Annotated in this window: 21 protein-coding genes; 6 read left to right on the top strand and 15 right to left on the bottom strand. The window is 64.5% G+C overall.

What is annotated here, in order from left to right:
• Positions 1–325: 325 nt before the first annotated feature.
• Positions 326–2,188, top strand: a complete 1,863-nt coding sequence (locus ACQY46_RS08785; protein ID WP_428699867.1) for an EAL domain-containing protein — start codon at positions 326–328, stop codon at positions 2,186–2,188.
• A gap of 9 nt (positions 2,189–2,197) precedes the next feature.
• On the opposite strand, the gene hyi is transcribed toward ACQY46_RS08785, so the two are convergent.
• From hyi to ACQY46_RS08760, 5 genes are all read right to left on the bottom strand, one after another.
• Positions 2,198–2,980, bottom strand: coding sequence for a hydroxypyruvate isomerase (hyi, locus tag ACQY46_RS08780; RefSeq protein ID WP_428699866.1), 783 nt, complete (start codon positions 2,978–2,980; stop codon positions 2,198–2,200).
• Positions 2,981–3,051: 71 nt separating this feature from the next.
• Positions 3,052–3,918 carry a carboxylating nicotinate-nucleotide diphosphorylase gene (gene nadC, locus ACQY46_RS08775; protein WP_428699865.1) on the bottom strand — a complete coding sequence of 289 codons (867 nt, stop codon included), beginning with the start codon at positions 3,916–3,918 and terminating at the stop codon, positions 3,052–3,054.
• Positions 3,915–5,549 carry an L-aspartate oxidase gene (locus tag ACQY46_RS08770; protein ID WP_428699864.1) on the bottom strand — a complete coding sequence of 545 codons (1,635 nt, stop codon included), beginning with the start codon at positions 5,547–5,549 and terminating at the stop codon, positions 3,915–3,917. Before ACQY46_RS08770 ends, nadC begins: the two co-directional genes overlap by 4 nt.
• Positions 5,550–5,794: 245 nt before the next feature.
• Positions 5,795–6,877 carry a quinolinate synthase NadA gene (gene nadA, locus ACQY46_RS08765; RefSeq protein ID WP_428699863.1) on the bottom strand — a complete coding sequence of 361 codons (1,083 nt, stop codon included), beginning with the start codon at positions 6,875–6,877 and terminating at the stop codon, positions 5,795–5,797.
• A 425-nt stretch (positions 6,878–7,302) separates the two neighbouring features.
• Positions 7,303–8,340, bottom strand: a complete 1,038-nt coding sequence (locus tag ACQY46_RS08760; protein WP_428699862.1) for a hypothetical protein — start codon at positions 8,338–8,340, stop codon at positions 7,303–7,305.
• Between the two features lie 368 nt (positions 8,341–8,708).
• Between ACQY46_RS08760 and ACQY46_RS08755 the strand changes: the two genes are divergently transcribed.
• Positions 8,709–9,950: an MFS transporter gene (locus tag ACQY46_RS08755; RefSeq protein ID WP_428699861.1), complete on the top strand. Its 1,242-nt coding sequence runs from the start codon at positions 8,709–8,711 to the stop codon at positions 9,948–9,950.
• 79 nt (positions 9,951–10,029) lie between these two features.
• Positions 10,030–10,293: a hypothetical protein gene (locus tag ACQY46_RS08750; protein WP_428699860.1), complete on the top strand. Its 264-nt coding sequence runs from the start codon at positions 10,030–10,032 to the stop codon at positions 10,291–10,293.
• 18 nt (positions 10,294–10,311) lie between these two features.
• Here ACQY46_RS08750 and glyS read toward each other — a convergent pair whose 3' ends face one another.
• The 5 genes from glyS to ACQY46_RS08725 all read right to left on the bottom strand — a co-directional run bounded on the left by glyS (position 10,312) and on the right by ACQY46_RS08725 (position 16,828).
• Entirely contained in the window at positions 10,312–12,546 is a 2,235-nt protein-coding gene (gene glyS / locus ACQY46_RS08745) for a glycine--tRNA ligase subunit beta (RefSeq protein WP_428699859.1), read from the bottom strand.
• Positions 12,547–12,669: 123 nt separating this feature from the next.
• Positions 12,670–14,613 (bottom strand): DUF2207 domain-containing protein, encoded by a 1,944-nt coding sequence (locus ACQY46_RS08740; RefSeq protein WP_428699858.1) that lies wholly within the window; start codon positions 14,611–14,613, stop codon positions 12,670–12,672.
• 11 nt (positions 14,614–14,624) lie between these two features.
• Positions 14,625–15,182 (bottom strand): LemA family protein, encoded by a 558-nt coding sequence (locus ACQY46_RS08735; protein ID WP_428699856.1) that lies wholly within the window; start codon positions 15,180–15,182, stop codon positions 14,625–14,627.
• A gap of 164 nt (positions 15,183–15,346) precedes the next feature.
• Positions 15,347–15,832 (bottom strand): hypothetical protein, encoded by a 486-nt coding sequence (locus tag ACQY46_RS08730; RefSeq protein ID WP_428699855.1) that lies wholly within the window; start codon positions 15,830–15,832, stop codon positions 15,347–15,349.
• 66 nt (positions 15,833–15,898) lie between these two features.
• Positions 15,899–16,828, bottom strand: coding sequence for a glycine--tRNA ligase subunit alpha (locus ACQY46_RS08725; protein ID WP_428700446.1), 930 nt, complete (start codon positions 16,826–16,828; stop codon positions 15,899–15,901).
• Between the two features lie 302 nt (positions 16,829–17,130).
• Between ACQY46_RS08725 and ACQY46_RS08720 the strand changes: the two genes are divergently transcribed.
• Positions 17,131–17,547 carry a hypothetical protein gene (locus ACQY46_RS08720; RefSeq protein ID WP_428699854.1) on the top strand — a complete coding sequence of 139 codons (417 nt, stop codon included), beginning with the start codon at positions 17,131–17,133 and terminating at the stop codon, positions 17,545–17,547.
• A 268-nt stretch (positions 17,548–17,815) separates the two neighbouring features.
• On the top strand, positions 17,816–18,229 hold the full coding sequence (locus ACQY46_RS08715) for a MerR family transcriptional regulator (RefSeq protein WP_428699853.1): 414 nt from the start codon (positions 17,816–17,818) through the stop codon (positions 18,227–18,229).
• Positions 18,230–18,272: 43 nt separating this feature from the next.
• Here ACQY46_RS08715 and ACQY46_RS08710 read toward each other — a convergent pair whose 3' ends face one another.
• The 3 genes from ACQY46_RS08710 to ACQY46_RS08700 all read right to left on the bottom strand — a co-directional run bounded on the left by ACQY46_RS08710 (position 18,273) and on the right by ACQY46_RS08700 (position 20,490).
• Positions 18,273–18,458: a hypothetical protein gene (locus tag ACQY46_RS08710; RefSeq protein ID WP_428699852.1), complete on the bottom strand. Its 186-nt coding sequence runs from the start codon at positions 18,456–18,458 to the stop codon at positions 18,273–18,275.
• A 31-nt stretch (positions 18,459–18,489) separates the two neighbouring features.
• On the bottom strand, positions 18,490–19,356 hold the full coding sequence (locus tag ACQY46_RS08705; RefSeq protein WP_428699851.1) for a S49 family peptidase: 867 nt from the start codon (positions 19,354–19,356) through the stop codon (positions 18,490–18,492).
• Positions 19,357–19,470: 114 nt separating this feature from the next.
• A complete protein-coding gene (locus ACQY46_RS08700) occupies positions 19,471–20,490 on the bottom strand; it encodes a uracil-DNA glycosylase (protein WP_428699850.1) in 1,020 nt (339 codons plus the stop codon).
• Between the two features lie 191 nt (positions 20,491–20,681).
• Between ACQY46_RS08700 and ACQY46_RS08695 the strand changes: the two genes are divergently transcribed.
• Entirely contained in the window at positions 20,682–22,361 is a 1,680-nt protein-coding gene (locus ACQY46_RS08695; RefSeq protein ID WP_428699849.1) for an electron transfer flavoprotein-ubiquinone oxidoreductase, read from the top strand.
• Between the two features lie 69 nt (positions 22,362–22,430).
• Here the strand turns inward: ACQY46_RS08695 and ACQY46_RS08690 are convergent, their stop codons facing one another.
• Positions 22,431–22,988: a flavodoxin domain-containing protein gene (locus ACQY46_RS08690; RefSeq protein WP_428699848.1), complete on the bottom strand. Its 558-nt coding sequence runs from the start codon at positions 22,986–22,988 to the stop codon at positions 22,431–22,433.
• Positions 22,989–23,098: 110 nt separating this feature from the next.
• Complete coding sequence (locus ACQY46_RS08685; protein ID WP_428699847.1) at positions 23,099–25,402, bottom strand: NADP-dependent malic enzyme; 2,304 nt, start codon at positions 25,400–25,402, stop codon at positions 23,099–23,101.
• Positions 25,403–25,466 lie beyond the last annotated feature (64 nt).

Genomic DNA, 25,466 nt, shown 5'->3' with positions numbered 1-25,466 from the left:
TCCGGCCGTCTCGCCGGCCCAGTCCGGCGACATCGCGGCGGGCCGCTCCTCGATCCGTGCAAGGTTCCCTTTACAATTAGAATATATGACTTTTTTCGCCTGCAGCCCGGCTGCGGGAACATTCACGACGTTCCGAATTCGATTGTTCATTGCGGCGAAAAGGCCATCTCATGGATTTCGTGCGAAGCTCCGCGCGGCTCCCTGCATTCATACCGTCACCATTCGGCTGCAAGACTGGTGCCCGCCAGTCGCGATTCGGCCCGAGACCGGTACCGACTGCGCGCACGACCGGATGCAACGACGCCGGCGAACGAAGGAGCCAGATGTGAGCGACAACGCCGGCGGCATTGCCGAGGCCCTGCGCGCCACCCGCAACCTGCCGCTCTTCATGACGCAGGCCGAGGCAGCGCTGGACTATGCCTTCCAGCCGATCGTGGACATCCATTCCGGCGCGGTGTTCGGCTACGAGGCGCTCTTGCGGGAATTCGGCAGGCTGGGGTTCGGCTCACCGCGCGAGGTTCTCGACTATGCCGCGGACAACGGCCGCATCGCCGAGTTGGAAAGCCTGCTGAGACGCAAGGCGATCGCCAAGTTCGCGCGCATGAACGTCTCGGAAAAAACCAAGCTGTTCCTGAACATCGACGCCCGCAACCTGTCGGCAATGCAGGAGCAGCTCGAGGCGACGCAGGCGGCCACCCGCGCCCATGGGCTGTCACCCTGGCACATATGCCTCGAGATCCCGGAAATCCACGAGCGCTTCGCCCAGAACGACCTGCACAGCTTCGTCACCAGCGCACGCGACCATGGCTTCGGCATCGCCCTCGACGACTTCGGGCAAGGCTACTCGCAGCTCCGCCTGCTCTACCAGTACGAACCCGGCATCCTGAAGATCGACCGGTTCTTCATCACCTCCTTGCAGAACGACGCCCGCAAGCGGCTGTTCGTGTCCAGTGTCGTCGATCTGGCTCATGTTCTCGGCATCCGCGTCGTTGCCGAAGGCGTCGAAACCCCGTCCGAGCTGCGCGCATGCCGCGATGTCGGCTGCGATCTCGTTCAAGGGTACCTGATCGCGCGTCCCTTCACCGACATCACCCAGGCTCGCCCCGCCTATGCCGTTCAGGGCGACAGGCCTGACCGCCCGGACATGCGCAAGCATGCCGATCTCGATTTCCTCGAAAAGGAAATGGCGCGCGTCCCGTCAATCAGCGAAAGCGGCTCCATCGCCCAGGCGCTGGACATCTTCCAGGCAAACCCGCAGCAGACCATCCTTCCCGTGGTCAACGCGGCCAACGAGCCGAGGGGGTTGATCCGCGAGGCCGACCTGAAGAGCTTCCTCTACCTGTCCTTCGGGCGGGACCTGCTGCTCAATCCGACCATCGACAATCACCTGAGGCGTTTCATCCGTCCATGTGCGATCGCCGACATCAACGCGCCGCTCGCCCGGCTGGTCGATGTCAGTTCGGAAGAGCTGGCGGACGGCATCGTCATCACCCGCGCCGGCCGTTACGCCGGTTGCCTGCTTGCCCACTCGCTGCTGAAGATCTCGAACGAGGCGCGCCTGCAGATCGCCCAAGACCAGAACCCGCTGACAAAGCTGCCCGGCAATTCGGCTATCTCCGACCATGTTGTGCGAACAGGGGCGGGAGCGGACCGGGACCGGTCCCTGTGCTATATCGACTTCGACAACTTCAAGCCCTTCAACGACGCCTACGGGTTTCGCATCGGCGACCGGGCGTTGATCCTGTTCTCCGAATTGCTCAAGCGGAAGCTGGACATGGGTCGCGCCTTTGTCGGCCATGTCGGAGGCGACGACTTCTTCGTCGGACTGGAAGACTGGCCGCGGGACAAGGTCGCCCGGCACATGCGCGACCTGCGAGCCGACTTCGCCCATCAGGTGGAAAGCCTCTACAGCCCCGAACACCGCCGACAGGGTTTCATTCTCGCCGAGGACCGCACGGGACGGATGCAGACCTATCCGCTGCTGACCTGCTCGATCGCCGTCATGCATATTCCCAAGGGCGTGGCGATCGACAATCTCGACATGCTGAGCAATCACATCGCCCGGCTGAAGCAGCACGCCAAGGCGCAGGCCGACGGCGTCGCCATCGCCAGTATCGGCACACCTCTGGAAAGTCAGGGAACAGGAGCGGGTCGCCCATCCGACCCGGCGCTTCGCTCGACAGCGTGAGAGCCGGCGTCAGCCAACCCGGGCGGCGGCGAACCAATCGAGCCCGGCTTCCGTCGACGCCAGGGGCCTGTACTCGGCACTGACGAAGCCGTCATACCCGATCCGGTCGAGATGGCCGAAAAGAAAGGGATAATTCAGCTCGCCCGTTCCCGGCTCATGACGGCCGGGCGTATCGGCAATCTGGATGTGCCCAATACGCGGCAGCAGTCGCGCCAGACGGTTGGCGATATCCCCCTCCATCACCTGCATATGGTAGATGTCGTATTGCAGGAAGAGGTTGTCGACGCCGACCTCGTCCATCACCGCGATTGCCTGGTCCGAATGGTTCAGGAAGAAGCCCGGCATGTCGCGGGTGTTGATCGCCTCGACGAGCAGGCGAAGCCCGGCGCGCTCCAGACGTTCGGCCGCATATTTCAGATTGTCGACAAGCGTCGCGCGCAGCAGCGCGGGATCGGCCCCCTCGGGCGCCAGGCCGGCAAGGCAGTTCAGCTGCGGGCAGCCGAGTTCCGTCGCGTAGGCCACCGCCCAGTCGACCCCCGAGCGAAACTCCGCGACCCGATCCGGCAGGATGGCGATGCCGCGCTCGCCCGCCACCCGGTTGCCCGGCGGAAAGTTGTGAAGGACAAGCTGCAGGTCGGCGGCGGTCAGGCGGGCCGCGATCTCGTCCGGCTGGAATTCGTAGGGAAACAGGAACTCCACCGCCGTGAACCCCGCATCGGCAGCGGCCTGGAACCGGTCAAGGAAGTCGTGCTCGGTGAAGAGCATGGAGAGATTTGCAGCAAACTTCGGCATGGCGTCCCTTTGCGGCAGAGACTTTCGCCAATGCCGCCCGACTTGTCGAGCCCCTAGCACAACCCGGGGCTTCAGCGGAGGACGATGTCGAGGCCGAGGTCCAGGACAGGAGCGGAATGGGTGATCCAGCCGACGGAGATCAGGTCGACCCCGGTTTCCGCCACGCCCGCGACCGTCTCGAGCGTGATGCCGCCGGAAGCCTCGAGCAGCACCGCACCGCCGGCGATGGAAACCGCCTCGCGCAGCATTCCCGGCTCCATGTTGTCCAGCATCACCACATCCGGGCGCGCGGTGAGCGCCTCGCGCAGCTGGTCGAGCGTGTCGACCTCGACCTCGACCTTGACGAGATGGCCGGCAAAGGCGCGCGCCGCATCGATGGCGGCACGCACGCCGCCGGCAACCGCGATGTGATTGTCCTTGATCAGGATCGCGTCATCGAGGCCGAAGCGGTGATTGGCGCCGCCGCCGCAGCGCACCGCGTATTTCTCGAAGGCCCGCAGACCCGGCGTCGTCTTGCGGGTGCAGACGATGCGGGCCTTCGTATGCGCGGTCCGGTCGGCGAACAGGCCGGTCGCCGTCGCAACCCCCGAAAGGTGACCTAGAAAATTGAGGGCAACGCGCTCTGCCGACAACAGCCCGCGCGCCGGCCCGTCAATGCGCATCACCACGTCGCCGGGGGCTAGCCGTGCGCCGTCGGCGACGAGCGGCTCGACCCGGATCGCGGGATCGCTCAGCCGGAAGGCCGTCTCGGCAAGGGCGAGGCCGGCGAGACGGCCGGGCTGCCGAGCGGCGATGACGGCGCTGGCGCCAAGCTCCGGGGACAGGGTCGCCTGGGCGGTGATGTCGCCGGCCCGGCCCCAGTCCTCCAGCAGGGCCGCGCGGACAGCATCCTCGACCAGAAGGCCAGGCAGAACCGGAAGATTGGCGGTCGCACTCATGTCTCGTCTCCGCTCTCAAGTGCGAGCCGGGCAACGGCGGCACGCCCGACCTCGCTGTCGCGGGCGGCCACGACCGCCGCCTCGACATCCTTGAGGGTGACGAAGGAACGCCGGGCGAACGCGGGATCGGTTTGAGGAAAATCGGACCGCCAGTGCCCGCCCCGGCTTTCCCGGCGCATCAACGCGGAGGCGGTGACAGCCTTGCAGGTGGTCATCATGTTGCGGATCGAGCGACGCTTGCAGCGCGCCTCCAAAGCATCGATGACGGCAAGCGTTCCGGTGAGCCCTTCCGCGTCGCGGATCACCCCGACGCCGGCGGCCATTGCCCGTCGCAACAGGCCAATGGCCTCGCGCTCGACCTGGTTGCGCCGGGTCGGTTCCTGAATGTGGTCGTCGATGCCAGGCCAGTGCGCGGTGCGCGGATTGGGCATCTGGTTCTGGATGTCCTCGGCGATGCGGGCGGCGAAGACCACCGTTTCCAGCAGCGAGTTGGACGCCAGCCGGTTGGCCCCGTGGGCACCGGTGGAGGCGACCTCGCCGGCCGCCCAGAGATTGTCGAGCGAGGTACGACCGTTCGCGTCGGTCAGCACGCCGCCCATGTGATAGTGCTCGGCCGGCGCCACCGGGATCGGCTCGCGAACCGGATCGATGCCGGCCTTCAGGCAGGCGGCATGCACCGTCGGGAAGCGCTCCGGAAAGGCCGCGCCGATTGCCTCCCGGCAGTCGAGGAACGCCCCTCGCCCCGAGAGCGTCTCGGCGAAGACCGCGCGCGCGACGACGTCGCGCGGGGCGAGTTCCTTCAGCGGATCGATCTCCTCCATGAACCGCCGGCCGGTGCGATCGATCAGGATCGCGCCCTCGCCGCGCAGCGCCTCGGAGGCAAGCGGTGCCGGGTCGTGGCCGACATTCAGCGCGGTCGGGTGAAACTGGACGAATTCCGCATCGGCGATCACCGCCCCGGCATTGAGCGCCATGGCGATGCCCTGGCCGTTCGCCTCCGGCGGGTTGGTGGTCACCGCGAAGAGATGGCCGATACCGCCGGAGGCAAGCACCACGGCATGCGCCGGGAAGGCAAGCCGCTCGCGATCGCCTCGGCGGCGGGCAAGCACACCGGTGACAAGGCGCCCTTCGTGCAGCAACTCCTCGCCCAGATATCCCTCGACAACCCGGATCGACGGGGTCTTGCGAACCGCGGCGACAAGCGCGTCCATGATCGCCCGCCCGGCCATGTCGCCGCGCACGCGCACGATCCGGTTGACCGAGTGGGCCGCCTCGCGGGAGAGCTGCAGCCGGCCTTCCAGGTCCATGTCGAACGGCACGCCGTAGCCGAGCAGGTCGCGAACGCGGTCGCCCGCCTCCTCGGTCATCAGCCGCACGATCTTCTCGTCGCACAGGCCGCCGCCGACAGCCATCGTGTCGGCAGCATGGGAAGCGGCGCTGTCCTCGTCGGAAACGGCAGCGGCGATACCGCCCTGCGCCCAGGCCGAGGACGCGCCCTCGCCGATCGGCGAGGCGGACAGGATGGTGACCGGCCGCGGTGCCAGCTTGAGTGCGCAGAACAGGCCGGTGAGGCCACCGCCAAGGATGACGACATCGTCGATATGCGAAGTGGCAGGGCGGGCTGACGTCATGTTTTCACGTCCGGGGAAGGGCCAAACGGGCCATGGGCAGGAACGAGGCCGGCAAGCGACCTCGGGCAAGCGGGGGCATGTCGAGGGTTTCGGGCCGGGGCCGGCCGCCGTCGGTTTGCCTCATCCGAAAAGCAACACGGAGCGATCCGCCTCGACGAAGGCCGTCCGGTTCCGATCTTACCCCGGCACCGCAGCTTGCCAAACGAAATGCGCCCGAAGCGGGAGGCTCCGGGCGCGACCAAATGTCAGCTCTTGAGATTGATCATCCGCTCCACGGACTGGCGGGCGCGGGCCGCTATACCCGGATCGACGGTCACCTCGTCGCGCATCTCGACCAGTGCATCGAGGATCTTCGACAGGGTGATGCGCTTCATGTGCGGGCACAGGTTGCAGGGCCGCACATAATCGACGCCCGGCGTCTCCGAGGCGATGTTGTCGGCCATCGAGCATTCGGTCACGAGCATCACCTTGCCCGGCCGGTTCTGCTTGACCCAGTCGATCATGCCGGCGGTCGAGCCGGTGAAGTCGGCTTCGTCGACCACCTCGGGCGGGCATTCCGGATGGGCGATGATCTTCACCGACGGCTCGATCTCGCGATATTCGCGCAGTTCCGCCGCAGTGAAACGCTCGTGCACCTCGCAGGCGCCCGCCCAGGTGAGGATCTCGACATCGGTCTGGCGCGCCACGTTGGCGGCCAGATACTGGTCCGGGATCAGCAGCACCTTCGGCGCGTTGAGGCTCTCCACCACCTGGACAGCGTTCGCCGAGGTGCAGCAGATGTCGCATTCCGCCTTCACGTCGGCGGAGGTGTTCACATAGGTGACGATCGGCACGCCGGGATGCTTCTCGCGCAAGGCCCTCACGTCGGCGGCGGTGATCGATTCGGCGAGCGAGCAGCCCGCCTTCATGTCCGGGATCAGGACCGTCTTGTCGGGATTGAGGATCTTCGCGGTCTCGGCCATGAAGTGCACGCCGCACTGGACGATCACGTCCGCGTCGGTCTTCGCCGCTTCCTTGGCGAGCGCCAGGCTGTCGCCGACGATGTCCGCCACGCCATGGAAGATTTCCGGCGTCATGTAGTTATGCGCCAGGATGACGGCGTTGCGCTCTTTCTTGAGCTTGTTGATCGCATGGATCACCGGCGCCAGCACCGGCCACTCGATCTGCGGAATGAAGTCCTTGACCTTCTCGTAGACCGGCGCGGTCGCCTCGGCGACTTCCGGCGTGTAGGCAAGCTCGGGCCGCTCAAGGGGCGCGAAGCCCGAGGCACGCGCCGGTGCGGCGCTGGCGGCGGGACGGTGACCGATATCGAGTGCAATGGTGGCCATGATGACCTCCCTGGCTTTCCGGACCGCCCGCGAGGCACGATCCGTGTGCATGGAGCAATGCGTCGATCCGGGCAGAACGCTCTCGCGCGGGCAGCCTCGGATCGCCTTTTGCTCAATTTGAGCATAAACCGTCGTTTAAAAAACGCGGCAATAGCCGTCGGTTATGCTCGTACGGGGCATATATAGGCATCCACCCGGCGCTTGCCAATGTCTTTCTTGTCGCAGCATCATTATTTTGTAGGATGAATGGATATTGCTATTCTGTTTCAAAGACTTGCTCGACCGCCCGGCGCACCGCACCGAGCGCCGGCGCCAAAGCCGGCAAATGGCCGGCGGTCATCATCCAGACCGCGAGACGGGCGGTGAACCTGAAAGGGCTCTGGAAGCCAAGCCACATAGCAACCTTGAACGCAGATATATAAGGACTATCCAAATTTTTCTAAAAGAAAGTCATACAAATCCTGAATGCTGGGTTTTATTTTCTCCCACCCTCGCACCTTCCGAGATATCAAAATATTCGAAAATGATCGATCCCCCCTCCAAGCATCCACGCTGCCTAAATAAAGCGCATGAAATACATCTCGATAATCCGAACTAGAAACACTTCTACCGCTGAGAGACGCATTAATATAAGCCGAAAATATTTCATATACTCCCAAATCTTGAAGCTCGCCCCGTGAATTTCCGAATATACTATCTGCTGTAAATTCTTTTGAACCTCCAGAAGCACTTAATTTCGAAAGAAAGCCTCGCACAAATCGATCATCGAAGCCAACTTCTTTGAGACCTTTCCTTAACTCAGATTTTTTTTCCTTTACAACCTTCTCTGCCTCTCGCATCTCAACCATGCAAGATTGCATGCCAGAAATGGCATCAACGACTCTCCTTTCATTGTCCGCAAAAATCCTTTGCAGAACATCTCTTTCCTCTTCAAGATTATGAAAGATACGAAAAAGCGCTTCAAAGTCTACCAACCATCGACGAAGCGCCGCATCTGCGTCATCAATACTTATGTCCCCTTTCAGGAAACCTCTCCAATAATCTCCGTCAATAAACTCCCGCAAGAAGGGAACCTCCTTCCAGGGATCATCAAATCCGGCTAAGATATAGGGGTTTCGTAATACTTCATCTCGAAAAACCTTTGGCGAGGAAAGCCTCCTCCGATGAGCGCGGGAAAGTCTTTCGTGATGACGAATTTTCACGCGCATAGTTTCGACAAAATTACTAAAGCTAAATTTATTCAATGATGAAACCGGCATCCAACCTTGCTCACCATCTAGATTTATCCCGGACAAAAGATCAGAGATATACGGCAAGCAGGCACCTCTTGATAGAGAATTTAACATCCTAGCGCGCATTATTCTATCTTCGAAATAAACACCAGATGCAGGCTGTAGAACTTCAGATAAAATGGGAGCCGAAATTGGAACTGACACGTTTCCTGAATCAACCAAATCCACCATATAGTCTCTTACTTTTCTATATATAGATCCATCTTCACATTTATACATTCTGAGGAAATCTTGCGAATCGAGATAAATTTTTAATGTCATTGTATAAAGCCCCTAGACTGGCGATAACATCCACTCAAGATTATTTCTTCATCCGCACGACCAAAATTAAACGAATTCTGGATCATTTACTTGGAGATCGCAATTCGTGTGGGGGTTTACCCTCACTTACCACACCGGAGCCGTCCCCCCCCAACCCATTCGCCGTGTGAATGTGAAACACGAAGATGTTTCACTTTTCGGCATGGGAGTCTTGCCGCATAGTCACCCGCAAATGAGATTGCCGGCCATCGCGCCGGCCCTTCGCCGGGAATTCCACGATGACAACCGCCTCCCCTTCCCCGCTGCCGCGCCTGGCGGTCAGCCTGCCGCTGATCATCGTCTGCGGCTGCCTCGTCGCATTGATCAGCTTCGGCCCGCGCTCGGCGCTCGGCCTCTTTCTCACTCCGATGACGGAAGCGCGCGGCTGGTCGCGCGAGATCTTCGCGCTGGCGCTTGCCATCCAGAACCTCGTTTGGGGCGCGGCACAGCCGGTCGCCGGCATGATCGCCGACCGCTTCGGCACCGCGCGCACCATCGCCTTTGGCGGTGTGCTCTACATGGCCGGCCTGATCATCATGGCGCAGGCCGAGAGCCCGCTTATGCTCTATCTCGCCGGCGGCGTCCTGATCGGCCTCGGCGTCGCCTTCTCGTCCTTCTCGCTGGTGCTGGCCGCCTTCGGCCGCGCCGTGACGCCGGAGCAACGCTCGCTCGCCTTTGGCGTCGGCACGGCTGCCGGTTCCTTCGGCCAGTTTCTCTTCGCCCCGCTCAGCCAGGGGCTTCTCGACGCCTTCGGCTGGCAGGAGACGCTCTACATTCTCGGCGGGCTGATGCTCGTCGTGCCGTTTCTCGCCATCGCGCTAAGGGGCAAGCCGGCCGCCTATGTGCCCGGGTCGGGCATCGCCGACCAGAATCTCGGCCAGGCCATCGCCGAGGCCTTCCGCACCCGCGGCTTCATCCTGCTCACCTTCGGCTTCTTCGTCTGCGGCTTCCACGTCGCCTTCATCACCGTGCACCTGCCGCCCTATATCGCGGATATCGGCCTCGACCCGAAATGGGGCGCCATCGCCATCGCGCTGATCGGCTTCTGCAACGTGTTCGGGGCGCTCGCCTCCGGCTATATCGGCGGCCGCTTCTCCAAACCCTATTTCCTGTCGCTGATCTATATCGGCCGGGCCATTGCGATCTCGCTGTTCCTGGTGGCTCCGGCAACGCCGCTGAGCGTGCTGGTCTTTGCCGGCACCATGGGCTTCCTGTGGCTGTCCACCGTGCCGCCGACATCCGGGCTCGTGGCGGTGATGTTCGGCCCGCGCTACATGGCCACGCTGTTCGGCTTCGTCTTCTTCTCCCACCAGATCGGCTCGTTTCTCGGCGTCTGGCTGGGCGGGCGGCTCTATGACCAGACCGGCTCCTATGACGTGATCTGGTATCTCGGCATCGGGCTCAGCATCTTCGCCGCGCTCATCCACTGGCCGATCCGGGAGGAGCCGGTGGCCCGGCTTTCGGCAATGCCGGCGGAGTGATCCGCCGGCAATTCCCTTGACGCTACGTCACGATCCCTGATTGACTTCATCCGCGTCCCCACAACCGGAGATCACGCGGATGAAATGCGGAAGCCTTGAAAATCAGGCGGTCAAGGCCGGAGGCATCGGCCGCACACCGTTTAAAGCAGTGCGGCACGCCTTCGCCAATGTCATGGAGGCGGGCAACGGCGGCTGCGGCTTTGTCGGCGAGTGCGAGGCCGGCAAAAGCTGCGGCTTCGTCATCACCCAGATCGTCGATATCTCCGTCTCGGTGCAGGCCGATTACTACGAGGCGTCGGTGTCGACCAACGGGCGGTGCCAGTGCATCGACCCGACGCCGTAGCAGCACCGATCTTTCGTCTCAGCCGGCGATCTTCGAGAAGTCGGCGACACTGAGGGTTGCCTCGCGGATTTCCGCCAGCAAACGCAGCCGGTTGAGGCGCAGATCCGCATCGTCCGCATTGACGAGAATGTCGTCGAAGAAGGTGTCGACGGGCGCACGCAAGGCGGCCAGTGCCGTCATCGCGCTGGCGAAGTCCTCGCCCTTGAGCGCTTCGCGAATATCGGCACGCGCCGTATCGATGGCGGCGGCGAGCTCGATCTCGGCCTTCTCCACCAGATGGTCGGCATGCGGGCGGCCGGAAATCTCAGCCCCGTCCTTCTTCTCTTCCGCGCGCAGGATGTTCGCCGCCCGCTTGACGCCGGCAAGCAAGTTCGTCCCGTCCTCGGTCGCAAGGAACGCGCCCAGCGCCTCGACGCGCTTCACCACCATCAGGAGATCATCCTGACCCTCCAGCGCGAACACCGCGTCGATGAGGTCGTGCCGTGCGCCCTGCTCGCGCAGATGCACTTTCAGGCGATCGCCGAAGAAGGCGAGGAGGTCCTCCACAAATCGCCAATATCCAAAGTGTTTTGCGTTGTTTTGATGCGTACGCAGATATTCAAGGAGGCGTCCACCCTGCCTCTGAACTTTAAATGCGTAGTTCGGAAACTTTCGTTTGAAATCCTCTTCAGTCCATTGGGCGCTAAGGTCGTAATCTATCTGGTGCGGCTCAACGAACTGCTGATGTGTAGATTCGAGAACAGTGAGCAAATCTAACAAGCGCAACCGCAGCCCGTTCTCCAGCACGATGCGGATGACGCCGAGCGCTGCACGGCGCAGGGCGAAAGGATCCTTGGAGCCGGTCGGCTTTTCGTCGATGGCCCAGAAGCCGGCGAGCAGGTCGAGCTTGTCGGCAAGCGCCACCGCGATGGCGACCGGATCGGCCGGCACCGCGTCGGACGGGCCTTGCGGCTTGTAGTGATCCTCGATGGCAAGCGCCACCGATGGCTCCTCGCCCTGCATCTGCGCATAAGTGCGGCCCATCTGGCCCTGCAGTTCCGGGAACTCGTAGACCATCTGCGTCGGCAGGTCGGCCTTGGCAAGACGCGCGGCGCGGCCGGCCTTTTCCATGTCCGCGCCAACCAAGGGCGCGATCTCGCGGGCAAGCGCCTCGAGACGGTTTACCCGCGCGCCCTGCGTGCCGAGCTTCTCGTGGAAGACGACGCTGTCGAGCTTCGGCAGCCGGCTTTCCAGCGGCGCCTTGAGGTCCGTCTCCCAGAAAAAACGGGCGTCTGAGAGCCTTGCGCGGATCACCTTCTCGTTGCCGGCGATGATCGTGGCGCCGCCATCGGCCGCTTCGATGTTGGAAACCGCGACGAAGCGGTTGGAGAGCTTGCCGGTCGCGGGATCGCGCAGCACGAAACACTTCTGGTTGGCGCGGATCGTCAGGCGGATGACCTCGTCGGGGAGTTCGAGGAACGCCTCCTCGAAGGAGCCGACGAGCACCACCGGCCATTCGACCAGACCGGCAACTTCCTCAAGCAGGCCCTCGTCCTCGACCAGTTCCAGGCCGAGCGCCATGGCCCGGTTGCGCGCGTCGTTGGCGATGATGTCCTTGCGTCGGTCGGCATCGAGCACGACCTTCGCCTTCTCCAGTTTGTCGGCATAGTCCTCGAGCCGGCGCACCTCGAAGGCATCGGGCGCCAGGAAGCGGTGGCCGCGCGTCATGTTCGACGAAGCGATCCCGTCGATCTCGAAGGGGATCACCTCGGGTTCCTCGGTCTCCGGCCCGAAGGTGGCGACGATGGAATGAAGCGGCCGCACCCAGCGCAAGTGACCTGCCCCCCAGCGCATCGATTTCGGCCAGGGGAAACCCCGGATGATGTCCGGCATGATCTCGGCGAAAATCTCGGGCGTCGCGCGCCCCGGTTTCTCGATCACCGCGACGTAGAAGTCGCCCTTCTTCGGATCGGAGGCGACCTGCGCCTCGTCGATGGAGGCAAGTCCGGCGCCGCGCAGGAACCCTTCAAGCGCCTTTTCCGGCGATCCGACGCGCGGGCCTTTTCGCTCTTCCCGGGTCGGCTTCGAGCCGGCCGTCAGCCCGGCGATGTGCAGCGCCAGGCGGCGCGGCGTCGCGAAGGCCTTGGCGCCCTCATAGGTCACGCCCCGGTCGACCAGCGCATCGGTCACCAGCTGCTTCAGGTTGTCCGCCGCGCGGCGCTGCATGCGGGCGGGAATTTCCTCGCTGAAGAGCTCCAGGAGAAGGTCGGGCATCGGGCGGTCTCGAAGTTTGGGGCCGGGATACGCGCACCTGCGCACGGCATCCGATTTTCATCCCGCGTCCGTTAGCAAGTGCGGGGGGAAAAGTCACCCCCGCGCAAGCGCCGGGGAGCGAAACTACCAGCCGCCTCCACCGCCGCCGCCACCGCCGCCGCCGGAGAACCCTCCGCCTCCACCGCCGGAACTGGAGGATTTCGGCGCGGGAAGCGAGGACGTGAAAGTGCCCGACATGGCGCCTACCGTGTCTCCCAGGGTTCCGGCGACATCATGGCTGTCGAAGGCCCGGCCCGAATACCAGGTCGGCGCATAGGCGGTCGCCGCGGCCGCGCCGGCCGCCGTCAGAAGCCACGTCTCGAAGGCCTTCGACCACGGCTTTTCGACGTCGAGCGCCACCGCATAGGGAAGCAGCGTCTCGAAATGGGAAGGGCTCATTCGAGGCGCCCCTTTCATGTTCATCCGGTCCTTTTCGGCGACCTCGAGATACATCTTCAGGCCCTCGATCTCGTCCGTGACCGCGCGGCCGAGCGCGGTCGGGGCGCCGATCAGGAAATAGAAGAGGATGTTGACGGCAAGCAGCGCGACGGCAATGAGCGCCAGCGGCGGAATGGCCCCTTGCGCCTGCAGCAGCGCAGCCGCGCCGACGAGGTGGCCCATGGTGATGAAGCCAAAGACGACGAGGGTGAAAGCGACCCGTAACGCGATGCTGCCCGAGCGGCGAAACGCCTTGCCGATCTGCACGGTGAACATGACCACGACAAAGGTGATCATGAAAATCGGAATCATGAAGGCGATCTGGTTGTCGCTGAGATTGCCGAAGGCGAGCAGCGCGAAGATCGTCACGACGGAAATCGCGACTCCGGGAACAAGATAAAGCGTGTTCGACTTGAAGAAGCGGTTGCGGTTCTCGCCCTCGATGGCACCGCGGAAGGTGTTGCCGAACGACTTGACCGCCGTGCCGTTCGCCTTGGAGACGGTGAAGCTTCCCTCGCGCCCGTCGAGCCACTGCGCAATTGCCTTTTCGCCGCGGGCCAACCCGCTGTAGTCGCCTTGCGTCCCCGCCGGACGGGTCAGTGTCAGGTCGCCGGCCAGGTCCTCGAGCACCAGCCGCCCCTTGACGGCGAGGCTGATGCAGGCGGCGGAGAGCGCCCGCCAGCCGCCATCGCCGAATCCCTTGCGCGCAACGTAATTCGACAGCGCGGGCGAGATCCCTTCAGGACCCTCGAAACGGGGAAAGATAACGCCCTTCGGCGGATCGCGGCCAACCAGCCACCAGGCCCAGAGATAATAACCAAGGACAAGCGCGAGGCCGATGCCGCCAAGGATTTCGCCAAGATGGTCGGACAGGAAATAGCCCAGTTCCTGTTCGGCGGTCGGCTCGGCGACCACCCCCTTTGCCATCTCTACATTGACGGTCAGCCCTTCGCCGGGTGCCAGGACGCGCGTGGAGGCAAACAATACGCTGCGGCCTCCATCCTCGACGCGGGCCGTAAAGTCCCGGCCGGCGGCGCCATAGGCGCCCGTATAGGCAGAGTAGTCGCTGGCCGTCGCGCCCTCGGGCAGCACGACCCGTGCGACCGCCTTGTCGATCGGGAAATTCCACTCGTTGCCGGTCGCGTTCCAGTAGACCTCGTCATGGCTGCCGAAGAAGCGGACCTGCCGGTCGGTGCGATAGACGAGCGTGTAGGTGTGGATGCCGGGGGAGAGAAAAACCTCCTCCCGGCCAATATAGATGCGCACCCCGCTACCGCCGCGATTGACGGAATAGCCGTCCTCCTCGCCATCTCGCCGAACCGAGACGAGATCGAAGCCGGCCATAGCCCTGCTCCCGTCCGGCGTTTCGAAGGCAAGCGGGATATCGCGATAGACGCCCCGGCGGATCTGGCTCCCTTCCGCACGCACCCGGATCGTCTCGGTGACCGTGAATTCGCCGTCGGCGGCAACCTCGACCGTCGAATTGAAGGCCAGAATGCGCTCGTCGGCCTGCGCGGCGGTTGGCGCCATGCACAGGACGAACACGACAAGCCAACCGGCGATCAGGACCGGGAGATTGCGGAGACGCATGACCCGCCCCTTCAGAACGCGACCTTGGGCACGGCCCTGTCGGCCGGGTCCTCGATCTCGAAGTAATCCTCCTGCGTAAAGCCGAAGCGACCGGCAACGAGGTTCGAGGGGAAGCTCTCCACCACGACGTTGAGTGCGCGCACCGCACCGTTGTAGTAGCGTCGGGCCATCTGCAGGGCGTCCTCGGTCTTCTCGATGGAGGCTTGCAGGTCGCGGAAGTTCTCGTTGGCCTTGAGATCGGGATAGGCTTCAGCCACGGCGAAGAGGCGGCCCAGCGCCTGGGACAGCATGCCTTCCGCCTGGGCGCGGCCGGCAACGTCGTCGCGCGGCATGCCGGCGGCCTTCGCCCGCATCTCGGTCACCGCTTCCAGCGCATCGCGCTCATGCGTCGCGTAGCCCTTCACCGTCTCGACCAGATTGGGAATGAGATCGGAGCGGCGCTTCAGCTGCACGTCGATGCCGCTCCAGCCCTCGCGCACCATCTGCCGTTTCCGCACCAGGTCATTGTAGAGATAGACGAGATAAAGGCCGACCAGAACGATCAGCCCGAGCACGATCCAGGTAGCCATGTGGCAAAGGTCCCCTTGCGTCCGCGATTGGCGCTTACGCTACTGCAAGCACGGAACACTTGAAACCGCCATCGCCGCGCGGACTGTGACGCAGGTCACCAGCCGGGCGAAACCGGCCGCGTCCGGCCGCCACCCCGGCCGAGCCCGGTGCGGGCGACCCTCTCTCAGCGATAGAAAAAGAGGATTTCCTGCTGCGGGTTGCGGCGCCAGACCCTGGGGTCGGACGTGGCGCCGAAATAATCGGTGAAATAGCGCTTGTGGATCCAGCCGCAGGATTTCCACTTCGGCGCGCGCACGCACATGTAGCCGGAAAAACCGCCGACATCGTCGACATGAACCGTGCCGCCCGGCAGCGGACGGCAATTCACGTCGACCGGCTGCCCCTTCTTCGTGCTGGCAAGGGCGCTGCGGGCAGCCGCGTGCTTGTCCTGCCGGTTCGGGTTGCTCTTGTCGATGCGCCCCAGGAACTCGATGTTGTAGGCGTGGGCGCGGGTCCGGAGCGTCTTGTTGAGCTTGTCCCACTCGCCCTTGCTGGAGCAGACGGACAGCGGCGTGATCCCCCCCTTGGTCTTTGCCAGGGCGGGCGGGGCGGAAACGGCGACACATGCCGCAAAAATCGCGGAAAAGACCAAAACGACGAAACGCTGCATTGCAATGCCTCCCGGTAGAAACATCGAGGCAACTAGCATGCCAGGCGTGTACCGGCGAGCGAAAACCTACCCGGAGTAGCCGACGCCGCCGGCTTCGGTCTCCAGGAAGGCCGCACCGCAGGCCTTGGCCAGTTCCCGCACGCGCAGGATGTAGCTCTGGCGCTCGGTCACCGAGATGACGCCGCGGGCATCGAGCAGGTTGAAGGCATGACTTGCCTTGATGCACTGGTCATAGGCCGGCAGCACCACCTGGTGGACGGCGGCACCGGCCGCATCGCGCGCCTTCGCCCCGGCATCGAGCAGGCGGCGGCATTCCTCCTCCGCATCCTTGAAATGGCGGAACAGCATGTCCGTGTCGGCGTGCTCGAAATTATGCCGGGAGTATTCCTGCTCGGCTTGCAGGAAGACGTCGCCATAGGTGACCTTTTCCGCACCCTCGCGGCCGTTGTAGTTGAGGTCGTAGACGTTATCGACGCCCTGGATATACATGGCCAGCCGTTCCAGCCCGTAGGTGAGCTCGCCGGAAACGGGCGCGCACTCGAAACCGGCCACCTGCTGAAAATACGTGAACTGCGACACTTCCATCCCGTCGCACCAGCATTCCCAGCCAAGCCCCCAGGCGCCGAGCGTCGGGCTCTCCCAGTCGTCCTCGACGAAGCGGATGTCGTGCAGGGCCGGATCGAGGCCGATCGCGTAGAGGCTGCGCAGATAGAGCTCCTGCAGGTTTTCCGGCGACGGCTTCAGGATCGCCTGAAACTGGTAATAATGCTGCAGCCGGTTGGGGTTCTCGCCGTAGCGCCCGTCGGTCGGGCGGCGCGAGGGCTGCACATAGGCCGCCTTCCACGGGCGCGGCCCGAGCGAGCGCAGCGTCGTCGCCGGATGAAACGTGCCGGCACCGACCTCCATGTCGTAGGGCTGCAGGACGACGCAACCCTGGTCCGCCCAGAAACGCTGCAGCGTCAGGATCAACCCCTGGAAGGAGTTCTCGGGCCGCATGTGCGCAGGCACGGCTTCGCTCGTCATGTCTCTCGTCCTTGAATTCGGCGGGAACGCAGCCACGGGCGTGCCCCGGCTGGCGCCGGGCGAGAGGTGCCATCAACACCCGCCTGCGTCAAGCAGGAGCAGGCGCCGGGGCGGGGCGAACCGCCTTCGCCTCAACTGTGCTGCACGTCACAGCACCCGATCTTCCCTTACGGCATCATCAAAATGCGATGACGGAACAGAGGAGACAATCCCCGCGCCATCCAGAGCCGGACCGGCGGAATGGTTCCGCGGCCGGAGACATGGAGGACGAAAAAATGTTTGAACTCAAGACATTGACACTGGCAGGCGTGACCGCCCTTTCCATGGCGCTTGCAACCACCGGCGCCCTGGCACAGGCCAGCACCAACGGCAATGGCGGCGGCGCCACAACCAGCGCGACCGACAGTTCCCCGCCGGCAGGCGGCGGCGGCAGCAAGGTCTGGGGCCATCGCGGATCGGCCAACGGCGTCATCCTTTGCGCCACGCGCGAATGCATGGGCTCGGAGACCGCGGCAGCGGTGGTGACCCACTCGCCGAACTATCCCCGCAGGCGCTACGGCCGCGAGAGGATCGTGCAGAGCCCGCCGGCGGACAATTGCAGCAAGGTCCGGTATGTCTATCCGAACGGCACCGTGATCGTGCAGTCGACCTGCCCGCGCGCCGTCCGCGGATACACCGCCACCTACCGCTGAGGCCTCACCTCGCAATCCAGGCCGGGAGCTGCGACAGCGCAGCCCCGGTCCGGCGGCATGTCCGGCACTGCCCCGCCCGAACTCCCCGCCGGAACTCCCTGTCCGTACTCCCTGTCCGTACTCCCCGTCTGCCCTTCGGCCGGACAGCGCCATCAACCCACATCTATGCGAGCGCCCCCTTTCCGCTCACTCCCTTGATTCCGCCTTGCCGATGCGACCGCGCGCCCCTAAATGCTCCAGAGACTAGAGCTTCAGGAGAAAACTCGCGATGTACTCGATCGGGGAACTGTCCCGGCAATGCGGCGTCAAGGTGCCGACCATCCGCTACTACGAGCAGCAGGGACTGATCGAGGAGCCGGTTCGCTCGGCCGGCAACCAGCGGCGCTACTCGCAGGCAGCGCGCGACCGGCTGACCTTCATCCGTCATGCCCGCGACCTCGGTCTGTCGCTGGAGGCTATCCGCGAATTGCTGCATCTCAGCGAGAACCCGCAAATGCCCTGTACGGAGGCGCACCTGATCGCGGGCAGCCATCTTGCCGGCATTCGCGAGAAGATCGCACGGTTGCGGAGACTTGAAGGGGAATTGTCGCGGGTGCTGGCGAGCTGCCACGGAGAGACCGTCGGCGAGTGCAACGTGATCCACACGCTTGCCGATCATGCCCTGTGCGAAACCGAGCACTGACGAGCGCAGTGCCGGGCACCATCGGCGCCCGGGAATGCGACGCTCAGTCCTTCGGCCGGTAGCGGCCTGTCTCGGGATCCCGTTCGAGCGTCTTGATCGGCTGTCCATCGGGCGTCTTGCGGGCGACCCTGGAGACCTTCTTCTCGATCCGGCCCATTTCCCGGCGAACGGCACGGACAAGCAGGTAGCCGCCAATCGCCAATCCCGCTGCTGCAAATACATTGACCATTTCATCCTCCCGGGCTGAGGGTCACTTCAGCCTAAAGTCCGTAGCGTGCCCATAATGCGCGCTGCTCCAGCGTCGCGACGGCGTCTTCGGCCCAGCCTTCGCTCAAGGATCCGCCCGAAAGCAGGCTTGCCCCGGAGACGCCGACGCCCTGCTTGCGCGAGAAGATCGACCGCGGGCCGCCCACGAGCCGCATCTTCACCTTGTCCCCGAACCTTGCGCGCAGGACCGAGCGAATGTTGCCGATGCCGTCGACAAGACCGAGATCGCGGGACGTGCTGCCGGTCCAGAACAGACCGGAGAAAAGGTCCGGCGCCTCGGACAAGACATCCCCGCGCCGCGCCTTGACCAAGGCGATGAAGCTCTCGTGCATCTCCTGCTGGATGGTCTTCAGATGCAGAACGTCCTCGTCCCGCTCAGGACGGAAGGGGTCGAGGATCGCCTTGCTTTCGCCGGCCGTGTGCACCCGTCGCTCGATGCCAAGCCTCGCGATCGCGTCGGTGAAGCCGAAGCCCGCGGAAACCACCCCGATGGACCCGACGATCGAACTGGCATCGACAAAGATCTCGTCGCCGGCCACCGCGAGCATGTAGCCACCGGACGCCGCCACATCCTCGACGAAGACAAGCACCTCGCGCTTCTTCTCCGCGGCAAGTTCCCGGATCCGGTCATGGATCAGGCGCGACTGCACCGGCGACCCGCCGGGCGAGTTGATGACCAGCGCCACCGCGGGCGCCTCGAAACCGAAGGCCTTGTCGAGCGCCGGAGCAAGCGCGGCGAGCGACAGCCCGGGGCGGAGCGGCGAGACCATGCCGATGGCGCCCTGCAGGCGGACGACCGGAATTGTCGTCGGCACCTCGCCCCATTTGCCCGGAAGTCGTCTGCGGATGCGGTCGAACAAGAGAAATCCCTTCGATGAGGCAGTCGGGAATGTCGGAGCCGAAAAAGCGGCTCCTGCCCATATAGGTGGCGGCGCGAAGAAGGAAAAGACACCTGCGCACCATCCGTGCGCGGATCAGCCGGCCTGAGCGGTGGCAAGCGCCTCGCGCACGGCCAGGAAATCGCGCCAGGCCAGCCGCTTCTGCACCGGATTGCGGAGCAGATAGGCCGGGTGCAGCGTCGCCACCGCCGCGACCGAGCCGTCCTCGCCAAGCGGCATCTGCGTCCAGCGGCCGCGCAGGCGCAGGATTCCCTCCTGGGCGCCGGTCAATGCCTTGGCGGACGCGCCCCCCAGGAAGACAAGCACGCGCGGGCGCACAAGCTCGATCTGGCGCAGCACGAACGGCTTGCAGATCTCCGTTTCCTGCGGGCTCGGAGTGCGGTTGCCCGGTGGCCTCCAGGGCACGACATTGGTGATGTAGACATCGCCGCGTGTCAGGCCGATCGCCTCGATCATGCGGTCGAGCAACTGGCCGGAACGCCCCACGAACGGCACCCCGCGCAGGTCCTCGTCGCGACCGGGCGCCTCGCCGACAAACATCAGCGACGCGTTGGCCGGTCCGTCGGCAAAGACAAGCGACTTGGCCGTCAGGCGCAGGTTGCATCCCTCGAAACGGGCGAGCGTCTCGCGCAGCTCCTCCAGTGTTGCAGCCGTGCGGGCCGCATCACGCGCGGCGACGACAGCCTCGTCACCGGGCAGGACCGCACCCGAGGCCGTGGTGAGTGCGGCCGGCGGCTGGGCCACAGGACGCACGTGCTCCTGCGCGGGCGCAGGCCGCGGCCCTGTCTGCGCGCCGCCGCGCAAGGACGCCGGTGCCGCATCATGCCGGTCGGAACGGGCCTGGTTCGTCTGAGGCCGGGTGCCCTGGTCGTGTGTGCCCTGGATTTGCGCGCCATAGGGCTGGCGAGCGACCGGTGGCCGGGCCGTGAGCGCGAAGGCATCGACCGGCCCGCTCTCCAGCCAGGCATCGGCACCTGCGGAGACATAAAAATCGAGCAGCGCCTCGAGACCGGCGGCAACCGTCATGTCACGCGACGGGTCGGCAAGCTGCGCGTCCCCGGCGGGATGGTCGTCGATCGGCTCTCTTGGTTCCATGCCCCTGTTGTGCCGCATCGACCGGCGAAGCGCAATTGCCTGGACTTGACCGGACAAGCGCTGCTTCCTATTCCCTTTACGTAAACGTAATATTCCTGTCATTGGCTTATCGACATTGCAGCGACTTTCGCGCTGCACTAAACAGAAAGCGCGAAAAGGCGAGGCACAGGGCACATGAGAGGGAGAGTGCTATGAGCGAGACGGAGACGCTGGGCGAACGCGAGAGCATGGATTTCGACGTCGTGATTGTCGGCGCCGGTCCGGCCGGCCTGTCCGCCGCGATCCGGCTCAAGCAGATCGCCGCGGAAAAGGGCGAGGAGCTCTCCGTCGTCGTGCTGGAGAAAGGCTCGGAAGTCGGGGCCCACATCCTTTCAGGTGCCGTGGTCGACCCGGTCGGTGTCGACAAGCTGCTGCCGGGCTGGCGCGAAGAGGTCGACACCCCGTTCAAGACGGAGGTGACGGCCGATCATTTCCTCGTGCTCGGGCCGGCGGGCTCCATGCGCCTGCCGAACCTCATGATGCCGTCTCTGATGAGCAACCACGGCAACTACATCGTCTCGCTCGGCAATGTCTGCCGCTGGCTCGCCGAAAAGGCGGAGGCGCTCGGCGTCGAGATCTATCCGGGCTTTGCCGCGGCCGAGGTTCTTTATGACGACGAGGGCCGTGTCGTGGGCGTCGCCACCGGCGACATGGGCATCGGCCGGGACGGCAAGCCCAACGCGGGCTTCACACGCGGCATGGAACTGCGCGGCAAATACGTGCTGATCGGGGAAGGCGTGCGCGGCTCGCTGGCCAAGGAGCTGATCGCCCGCTTCGACCTCGACAGGGACAGCGATTTTCCGAAATTCGGCATCGGCATCAAGGAACTGTGGCAGGTCGCGCCGGAGAACCACCGCCCGGGGCTGGTTCAGCACTCCTTCGGCTGGCCGCTCGGCAACAGGACCGGTGGCGGTTCGTTCCTCTATCACCTTGAGGACAACCAGGTCGCCGTCGGCTTTGTCGTCCACCTCAACTACAAGAACCCGTACCTGTCGCCCTTCGACGAGTTCCAGCGGTTCAAGACCCACCCGGCCATCCGCGAGACGTTCGAGGGCGGCAAGCGCATCTCCTATGGCGCCCGCGCCATCACCGAGGGCGGTTACCAGTCGGTGCCGAAGCTCTCCTTCCCCGGCGGATTGCTCATCGGTTGCTCGGCCGGCTTCGTCAACGTGCCCCGCATCAAGGGATCGCACAACGCGATGCTGTCGGGCATGCTGGCGGCCGAGGAAGTCGCGGCGGCGCTCGCACGCGGCGAGGCGAACAGCGAGCTCGGCCACTACGACACCGCCTGGCGCGAGAGCGAGATCGGCCGCGACCTGAAGAAGGTGCGCAACGTCAAGCCGCTGCTGTCGCGCTTCGGCACGCTGCTGGGCACCATGCTCGGCGGGTTCGACATGTGGACCAACGAGCTTTTCGGTTTCTCCTTCTTCGGCACCGTCTCGCACGGCAAGCGCGATTCCGAAAGCCTTGAACCGGCTGCCAGGCACAGCCCCATCGCCTATCCCAAGCCTGACGGCGAGGTCTCCTTCGACAAGCTCTCCTCCGTGTTCCTGTCGAACACCAATCACGAGGAAGATCAGCCGATCCACCTGAAGGTGAAGGACGAGGCACTGCAGAAGGCGTCGGAACACGATGTCTTCGCCGGCCCCTCGAACCGCTACTGCCCGGCCGGCGTCTATGAATGGATCGAGGAAGGCGAGGACGCGCCGCGCTTCCAGATCAACGCGCAGAACTGCGTTCACTGCAAGACCTGCGACATCAAGGACCCGAACGGCAACATCACCTGGACGGTGCCCGAGGGCGCCGGTGGGCCGAACTACCCGAACATGTGAGACGTCGTCCCTGCCGGAACGTTTCGGTCCGCGATCAGGTCAAGCCAGGAGGCCGCGCATGGCGCGGCCTCACGCGTATTCGTGTCCCGCTGCCCTTGCCCGTCCCATGAACGTCTGAAGGAAAACATCGAGCGCGGCCCAGTCGGTGAATTCCATGTCGCCTGAAGGGGCCATCTCGACACCCTTCTCGCGCAGGATGCGATGGATGACCCAGCGCTTCAGGAAACTCATCCGCCGGTCATGAACGGCCCCGGCGGCGAGGTGCACGCTCGTTGCCTCCCAGTCGAGTTCGTCGAACATGTCCTCGACCGCGGCCCGGGCCCCGGCGAGGTCCTCCTCCAGCTTTGACGTCGCCGACAGGCTGACCGAGATGAACGCGGTGGGCACCCGGTCAAGCCGGGCGCGCTGCTTGCGGATGAACTCGACCATCTCGGCCTGGTGACGTCCCACATGAAGCGAGGCGGCCAGCACCGCCGCGTCGAAGGTGCCGAGTTCGAGCGTGGCGGCCGCCCGGGCATCGACCAATGTCGCCTGGTCTCCCGCTCCGCGAAGCCAGTCGGCAACGCGTCCGGCAATCTTTTCCGTCTGGCCTTCCGTCGTGGCGTAGACCACCAGAACATGTACCATCGTTTCCACCCTGCAGTGCCTCTCCGGGCCCTGTCAGGGTGCATCAGCCGGACGACGCTTTCATGACGCGAGTCAACACGATCATGAGAAAGCCGGCAAATGAATTCTGGTCAGGCCCGGTTGCGCGTCTGCGCCTCCACGGCGGCGAAGGCCGACATGTTGACCACGCCGCGCGAGGTCACCGACGGGGTGAGGATGTGCATCGGCTTGGCCGTGCCGAGCAGGATCGGGCCGACATGCAGGCTGTCGGTCATCACCTTGACGAGGTTGAGAGCGATGTTGGCCGCATCGAGCGAGGGGAAGACCAGCAGGTTCGCTTCGCCCGTCAGGCGCGAATCCGGCATCACCCGCCCGCGCATCGCCATCGACAGCGCGCTGTCGCCGTGCATTTCGCCATCGACCTCGAGATCGGGAGCCAGATCCTGCAGCATGGCCAGGGCCTCGCGCATCCTTTCCGCCGACTCCATGTCGCGCGAGCCGAAGTTGGAGGCCGAAAGGAGAGCGGCGCGCGGCGTGATGCCGAAGCGGCGGATTTCCTCGGCCGCGAGCATCGTCGTCTCGGCAATCTCGCGGGCGCAAGGGTCGATGGTGACATAGGTGTCGGTGAAGAAGGTCGCGCCGCCCGAATTGATCAGCAGCGACAGGGCGGAGAAGTCCTGAACGCCGGGCGCCGTGCCGATGATGCCGCGCACATCGGCAAGATGCTTGGAGTAGCGCCCCTCGAGGCCGCAGATCAGCGCATCCGCCTCGCCGCGGTGCAGAGCCAGCGCACCGATCACCGTGGTGTTGGAGCGCACCATGGTGCGCGCCGCCTCGGGCGTCACGCCGCGCCGGCCGATCAGCGACAGCAGGCTGTCGACATAGTCGCGGTAGCGCGGATCGTCCTCCGGATTGATGCACTCGAACTCGCGGCCCGGGCGCACCCTGAGACCGAAGCGCTCGCAGCGTGCCTCGATCACCGACGGTCGCCCGATCAGGATCGGCCTTGCCAGCCGGTCCTCGATCAGCACCTGGGCTGCACGCAGCACGCGCTCGTCCTCGCCGTTGGAGTAGATGATGCGCGTGTCGCTGTCACGGGCGGCCGCGATGATCGGCTTCATGATCAGGCCGGAACGGAAGACGAACCGGTTGAGCCTGTCCTGATAGGCGTCGAAGTCCTCGATCGGCCGGGCGGCAACACCGGTCTCCATCGCGGCGCGCGCCACCGCCGGCGCGATGCGCAGGATGAGCCGCTGGTCGAAGGGCGACGGGATCAGGTATTTCGGGCCGAAGGTCTCGCTGACGCCGCCATAGGCGCGCGCGGCGATCTCGGACGGCTCCTCGCGGGCGAGCTCGGCGATCGCCGCGACGGCGGCGAGCTTCATTTCCTCGTTGATGCTGGTCGCCCCGACATCAAGCGCGCCCCGGAAGATGTAGGGGAAGCAGAGGACGTTGTTGACCTGGTTGGGATAATCCGAGCGGCCGGTGCACATCATCACGTCGTCGCGCACGGCGAGTGCCGCTTCCGGCATGATCTCCGGCCGCGGATTGGCAAGCGCCAGGATCAGCGGCTTGTCCGCCATGCTCCCGACCATCTCCGGTTTCAGCACACCGGCGGCGGAGAGGCCGAGGAAGACGTCGGCGCCGGGGATCACATCGGCCAGGGTGCGGGCCTCCGTCTCCTGGGCGAAAACCGACTTCCACTCGTCCATCAGGGTCTCGCGGCCCTTGTAGACAACGCCCTCGATATCGGTGACGAAGATGTTCTCGTGGCGCGCACCCAGCGACACCAGCAGGTTGAGACAGGCCAGCGCCGCCGCGCCGGCGCCCGAGGCGACGATCTTGACCGCCGATATATCCTTGCCGGCCAGCTCCAGGGCGTTCTTGACGGCGGCGGCGACGATGATCGCCGTGCCATGCTGGTCGTCATGGAAGACGGGAATGTTCATCCGGTCGCGCAACGCGCGCTCGATCATGAAACATTCCGGCGCCTTGATGTCTTCAAGGTTGATGCCGCCGAAGGTCGGTTCCAGCACCGCAACCGCATTGACGAAGCGCTCTACATCGAGTTCGTCGACCTCGATGTCGAAGACGTCGATGCCGGCGAATTTCTTGAACAGGACCGCCTTGCCCTCCATGACGGGCTTGGAGGCGAGCGGGCCGATCGCACCCAGGCCGAGAACGGCGGTGCCGTTGGAGATGACCGCAACGAGGTTGCCGCGCGCGGTGTAGTCCGCCGCGAGCGAGGGATCGCGGGCGATTTCCATGCAGGGCGCGGCGACGCCCGGCGAATAGGCCAGCGCCAGGTCGCGCTGGTTGCCGAGCGGCTTGGTCGCCTGGATCTCCAGTTTCCCCGGATGCGGGTAACGATGGTAGAAGAGAGCTGCCTCGTCGAGATCGTTGGCGGGCTTTTCCGGTGTCTTGTTGTCGGTCATGACGATCCACTTGAGGCTGGCTGACGAAACTTGCGACGGCTTACCATCGAGCCGCTCCCCTCCC

The organism is Stappia sp., assembly GCF_965276915.1.
Taxonomy (GTDB): domain Bacteria; phylum Pseudomonadota; class Alphaproteobacteria; order Rhizobiales; family Stappiaceae; genus Stappia.
The sequence above is the reverse complement of the archived record's forward strand: the minus strand, read 5'-3'. Positions and strand labels throughout refer to the sequence as shown.

What these genes read in the sequence shown, in the direction of transcription:
- nadA (WP_428699863.1), bottom strand. Translation starts at nt 6,877, where the DNA reads ATGGCCACCATTGCACTCGATATCGGTCACCGTCCCGCCGCCAGCGCC.
- ACQY46_RS08740 (WP_428699858.1), bottom strand. Translation starts at nt 14,613, where the DNA reads ATGCGTCTCCGCAATCTCCCGGTCCTGATCGCCGGTTGGCTTGTCGTG.
- ACQY46_RS08770 (WP_428699864.1), bottom strand. Translation starts at nt 5,549, where the DNA reads ATGACGTCAGCCCGCCCTGCCACTTCGCATATCGACGATGTCGTCATC.
- ACQY46_RS08685 (WP_428699847.1), bottom strand. Translation starts at nt 25,402, where the DNA reads ATGACCGACAACAAGACACCGGAAAAGCCCGCCAACGATCTCGACGAG.
- ACQY46_RS08755 (WP_428699861.1), top strand. Translation starts at nt 8,709, where the DNA reads ATGACAACCGCCTCCCCTTCCCCGCTGCCGCGCCTGGCGGTCAGCCTG.
- glyS (WP_428699859.1), bottom strand. Translation starts at nt 12,546, where the DNA reads ATGCCCGACCTTCTCCTGGAGCTCTTCAGCGAGGAAATTCCCGCCCGC.
- ACQY46_RS08720 (WP_428699854.1), top strand. Translation starts at nt 17,131, where the DNA reads ATGTTTGAACTCAAGACATTGACACTGGCAGGCGTGACCGCCCTTTCC.
- ACQY46_RS08735 (WP_428699856.1), bottom strand. Translation starts at nt 15,182, where the DNA reads ATGGCTACCTGGATCGTGCTCGGGCTGATCGTTCTGGTCGGCCTTTAT.
- hyi (WP_428699866.1), bottom strand. Translation starts at nt 2,980, where the DNA reads ATGCCGAAGTTTGCTGCAAATCTCTCCATGCTCTTCACCGAGCACGAC.
- ACQY46_RS08725 (WP_428700446.1), bottom strand. Translation starts at nt 16,828, where the DNA reads ATGCGGCCCGAGAACTCCTTCCAGGGGTTGATCCTGACGCTGCAGCGT.
- ACQY46_RS08695 (WP_428699849.1), top strand. Translation starts at nt 20,682, where the DNA reads ATGAGCGAGACGGAGACGCTGGGCGAACGCGAGAGCATGGATTTCGAC.
- ACQY46_RS08700 (WP_428699850.1), bottom strand. Translation starts at nt 20,490, where the DNA reads ATGGAACCAAGAGAGCCGATCGACGACCATCCCGCCGGGGACGCGCAG.
- ACQY46_RS08710 (WP_428699852.1), bottom strand. Translation starts at nt 18,458, where the DNA reads ATGGTCAATGTATTTGCAGCAGCGGGATTGGCGATTGGCGGCTACCTG.
- ACQY46_RS08715 (WP_428699853.1), top strand. Translation starts at nt 17,816, where the DNA reads ATGTACTCGATCGGGGAACTGTCCCGGCAATGCGGCGTCAAGGTGCCG.
- ACQY46_RS08750 (WP_428699860.1), top strand. Translation starts at nt 10,030, where the DNA reads ATGAAATGCGGAAGCCTTGAAAATCAGGCGGTCAAGGCCGGAGGCATC.
- ACQY46_RS08760 (WP_428699862.1), bottom strand. Translation starts at nt 8,340, where the DNA reads ATGGTGGATTTGGTTGATTCAGGAAACGTGTCAGTTCCAATTTCGGCT.
- ACQY46_RS08730 (WP_428699855.1), bottom strand. Translation starts at nt 15,832, where the DNA reads ATGCAGCGTTTCGTCGTTTTGGTCTTTTCCGCGATTTTTGCGGCATGT.
- ACQY46_RS08690 (WP_428699848.1), bottom strand. Translation starts at nt 22,988, where the DNA reads ATGGTACATGTTCTGGTGGTCTACGCCACGACGGAAGGCCAGACGGAA.
- nadC (WP_428699865.1), bottom strand. Translation starts at nt 3,918, where the DNA reads ATGAGTGCGACCGCCAATCTTCCGGTTCTGCCTGGCCTTCTGGTCGAG.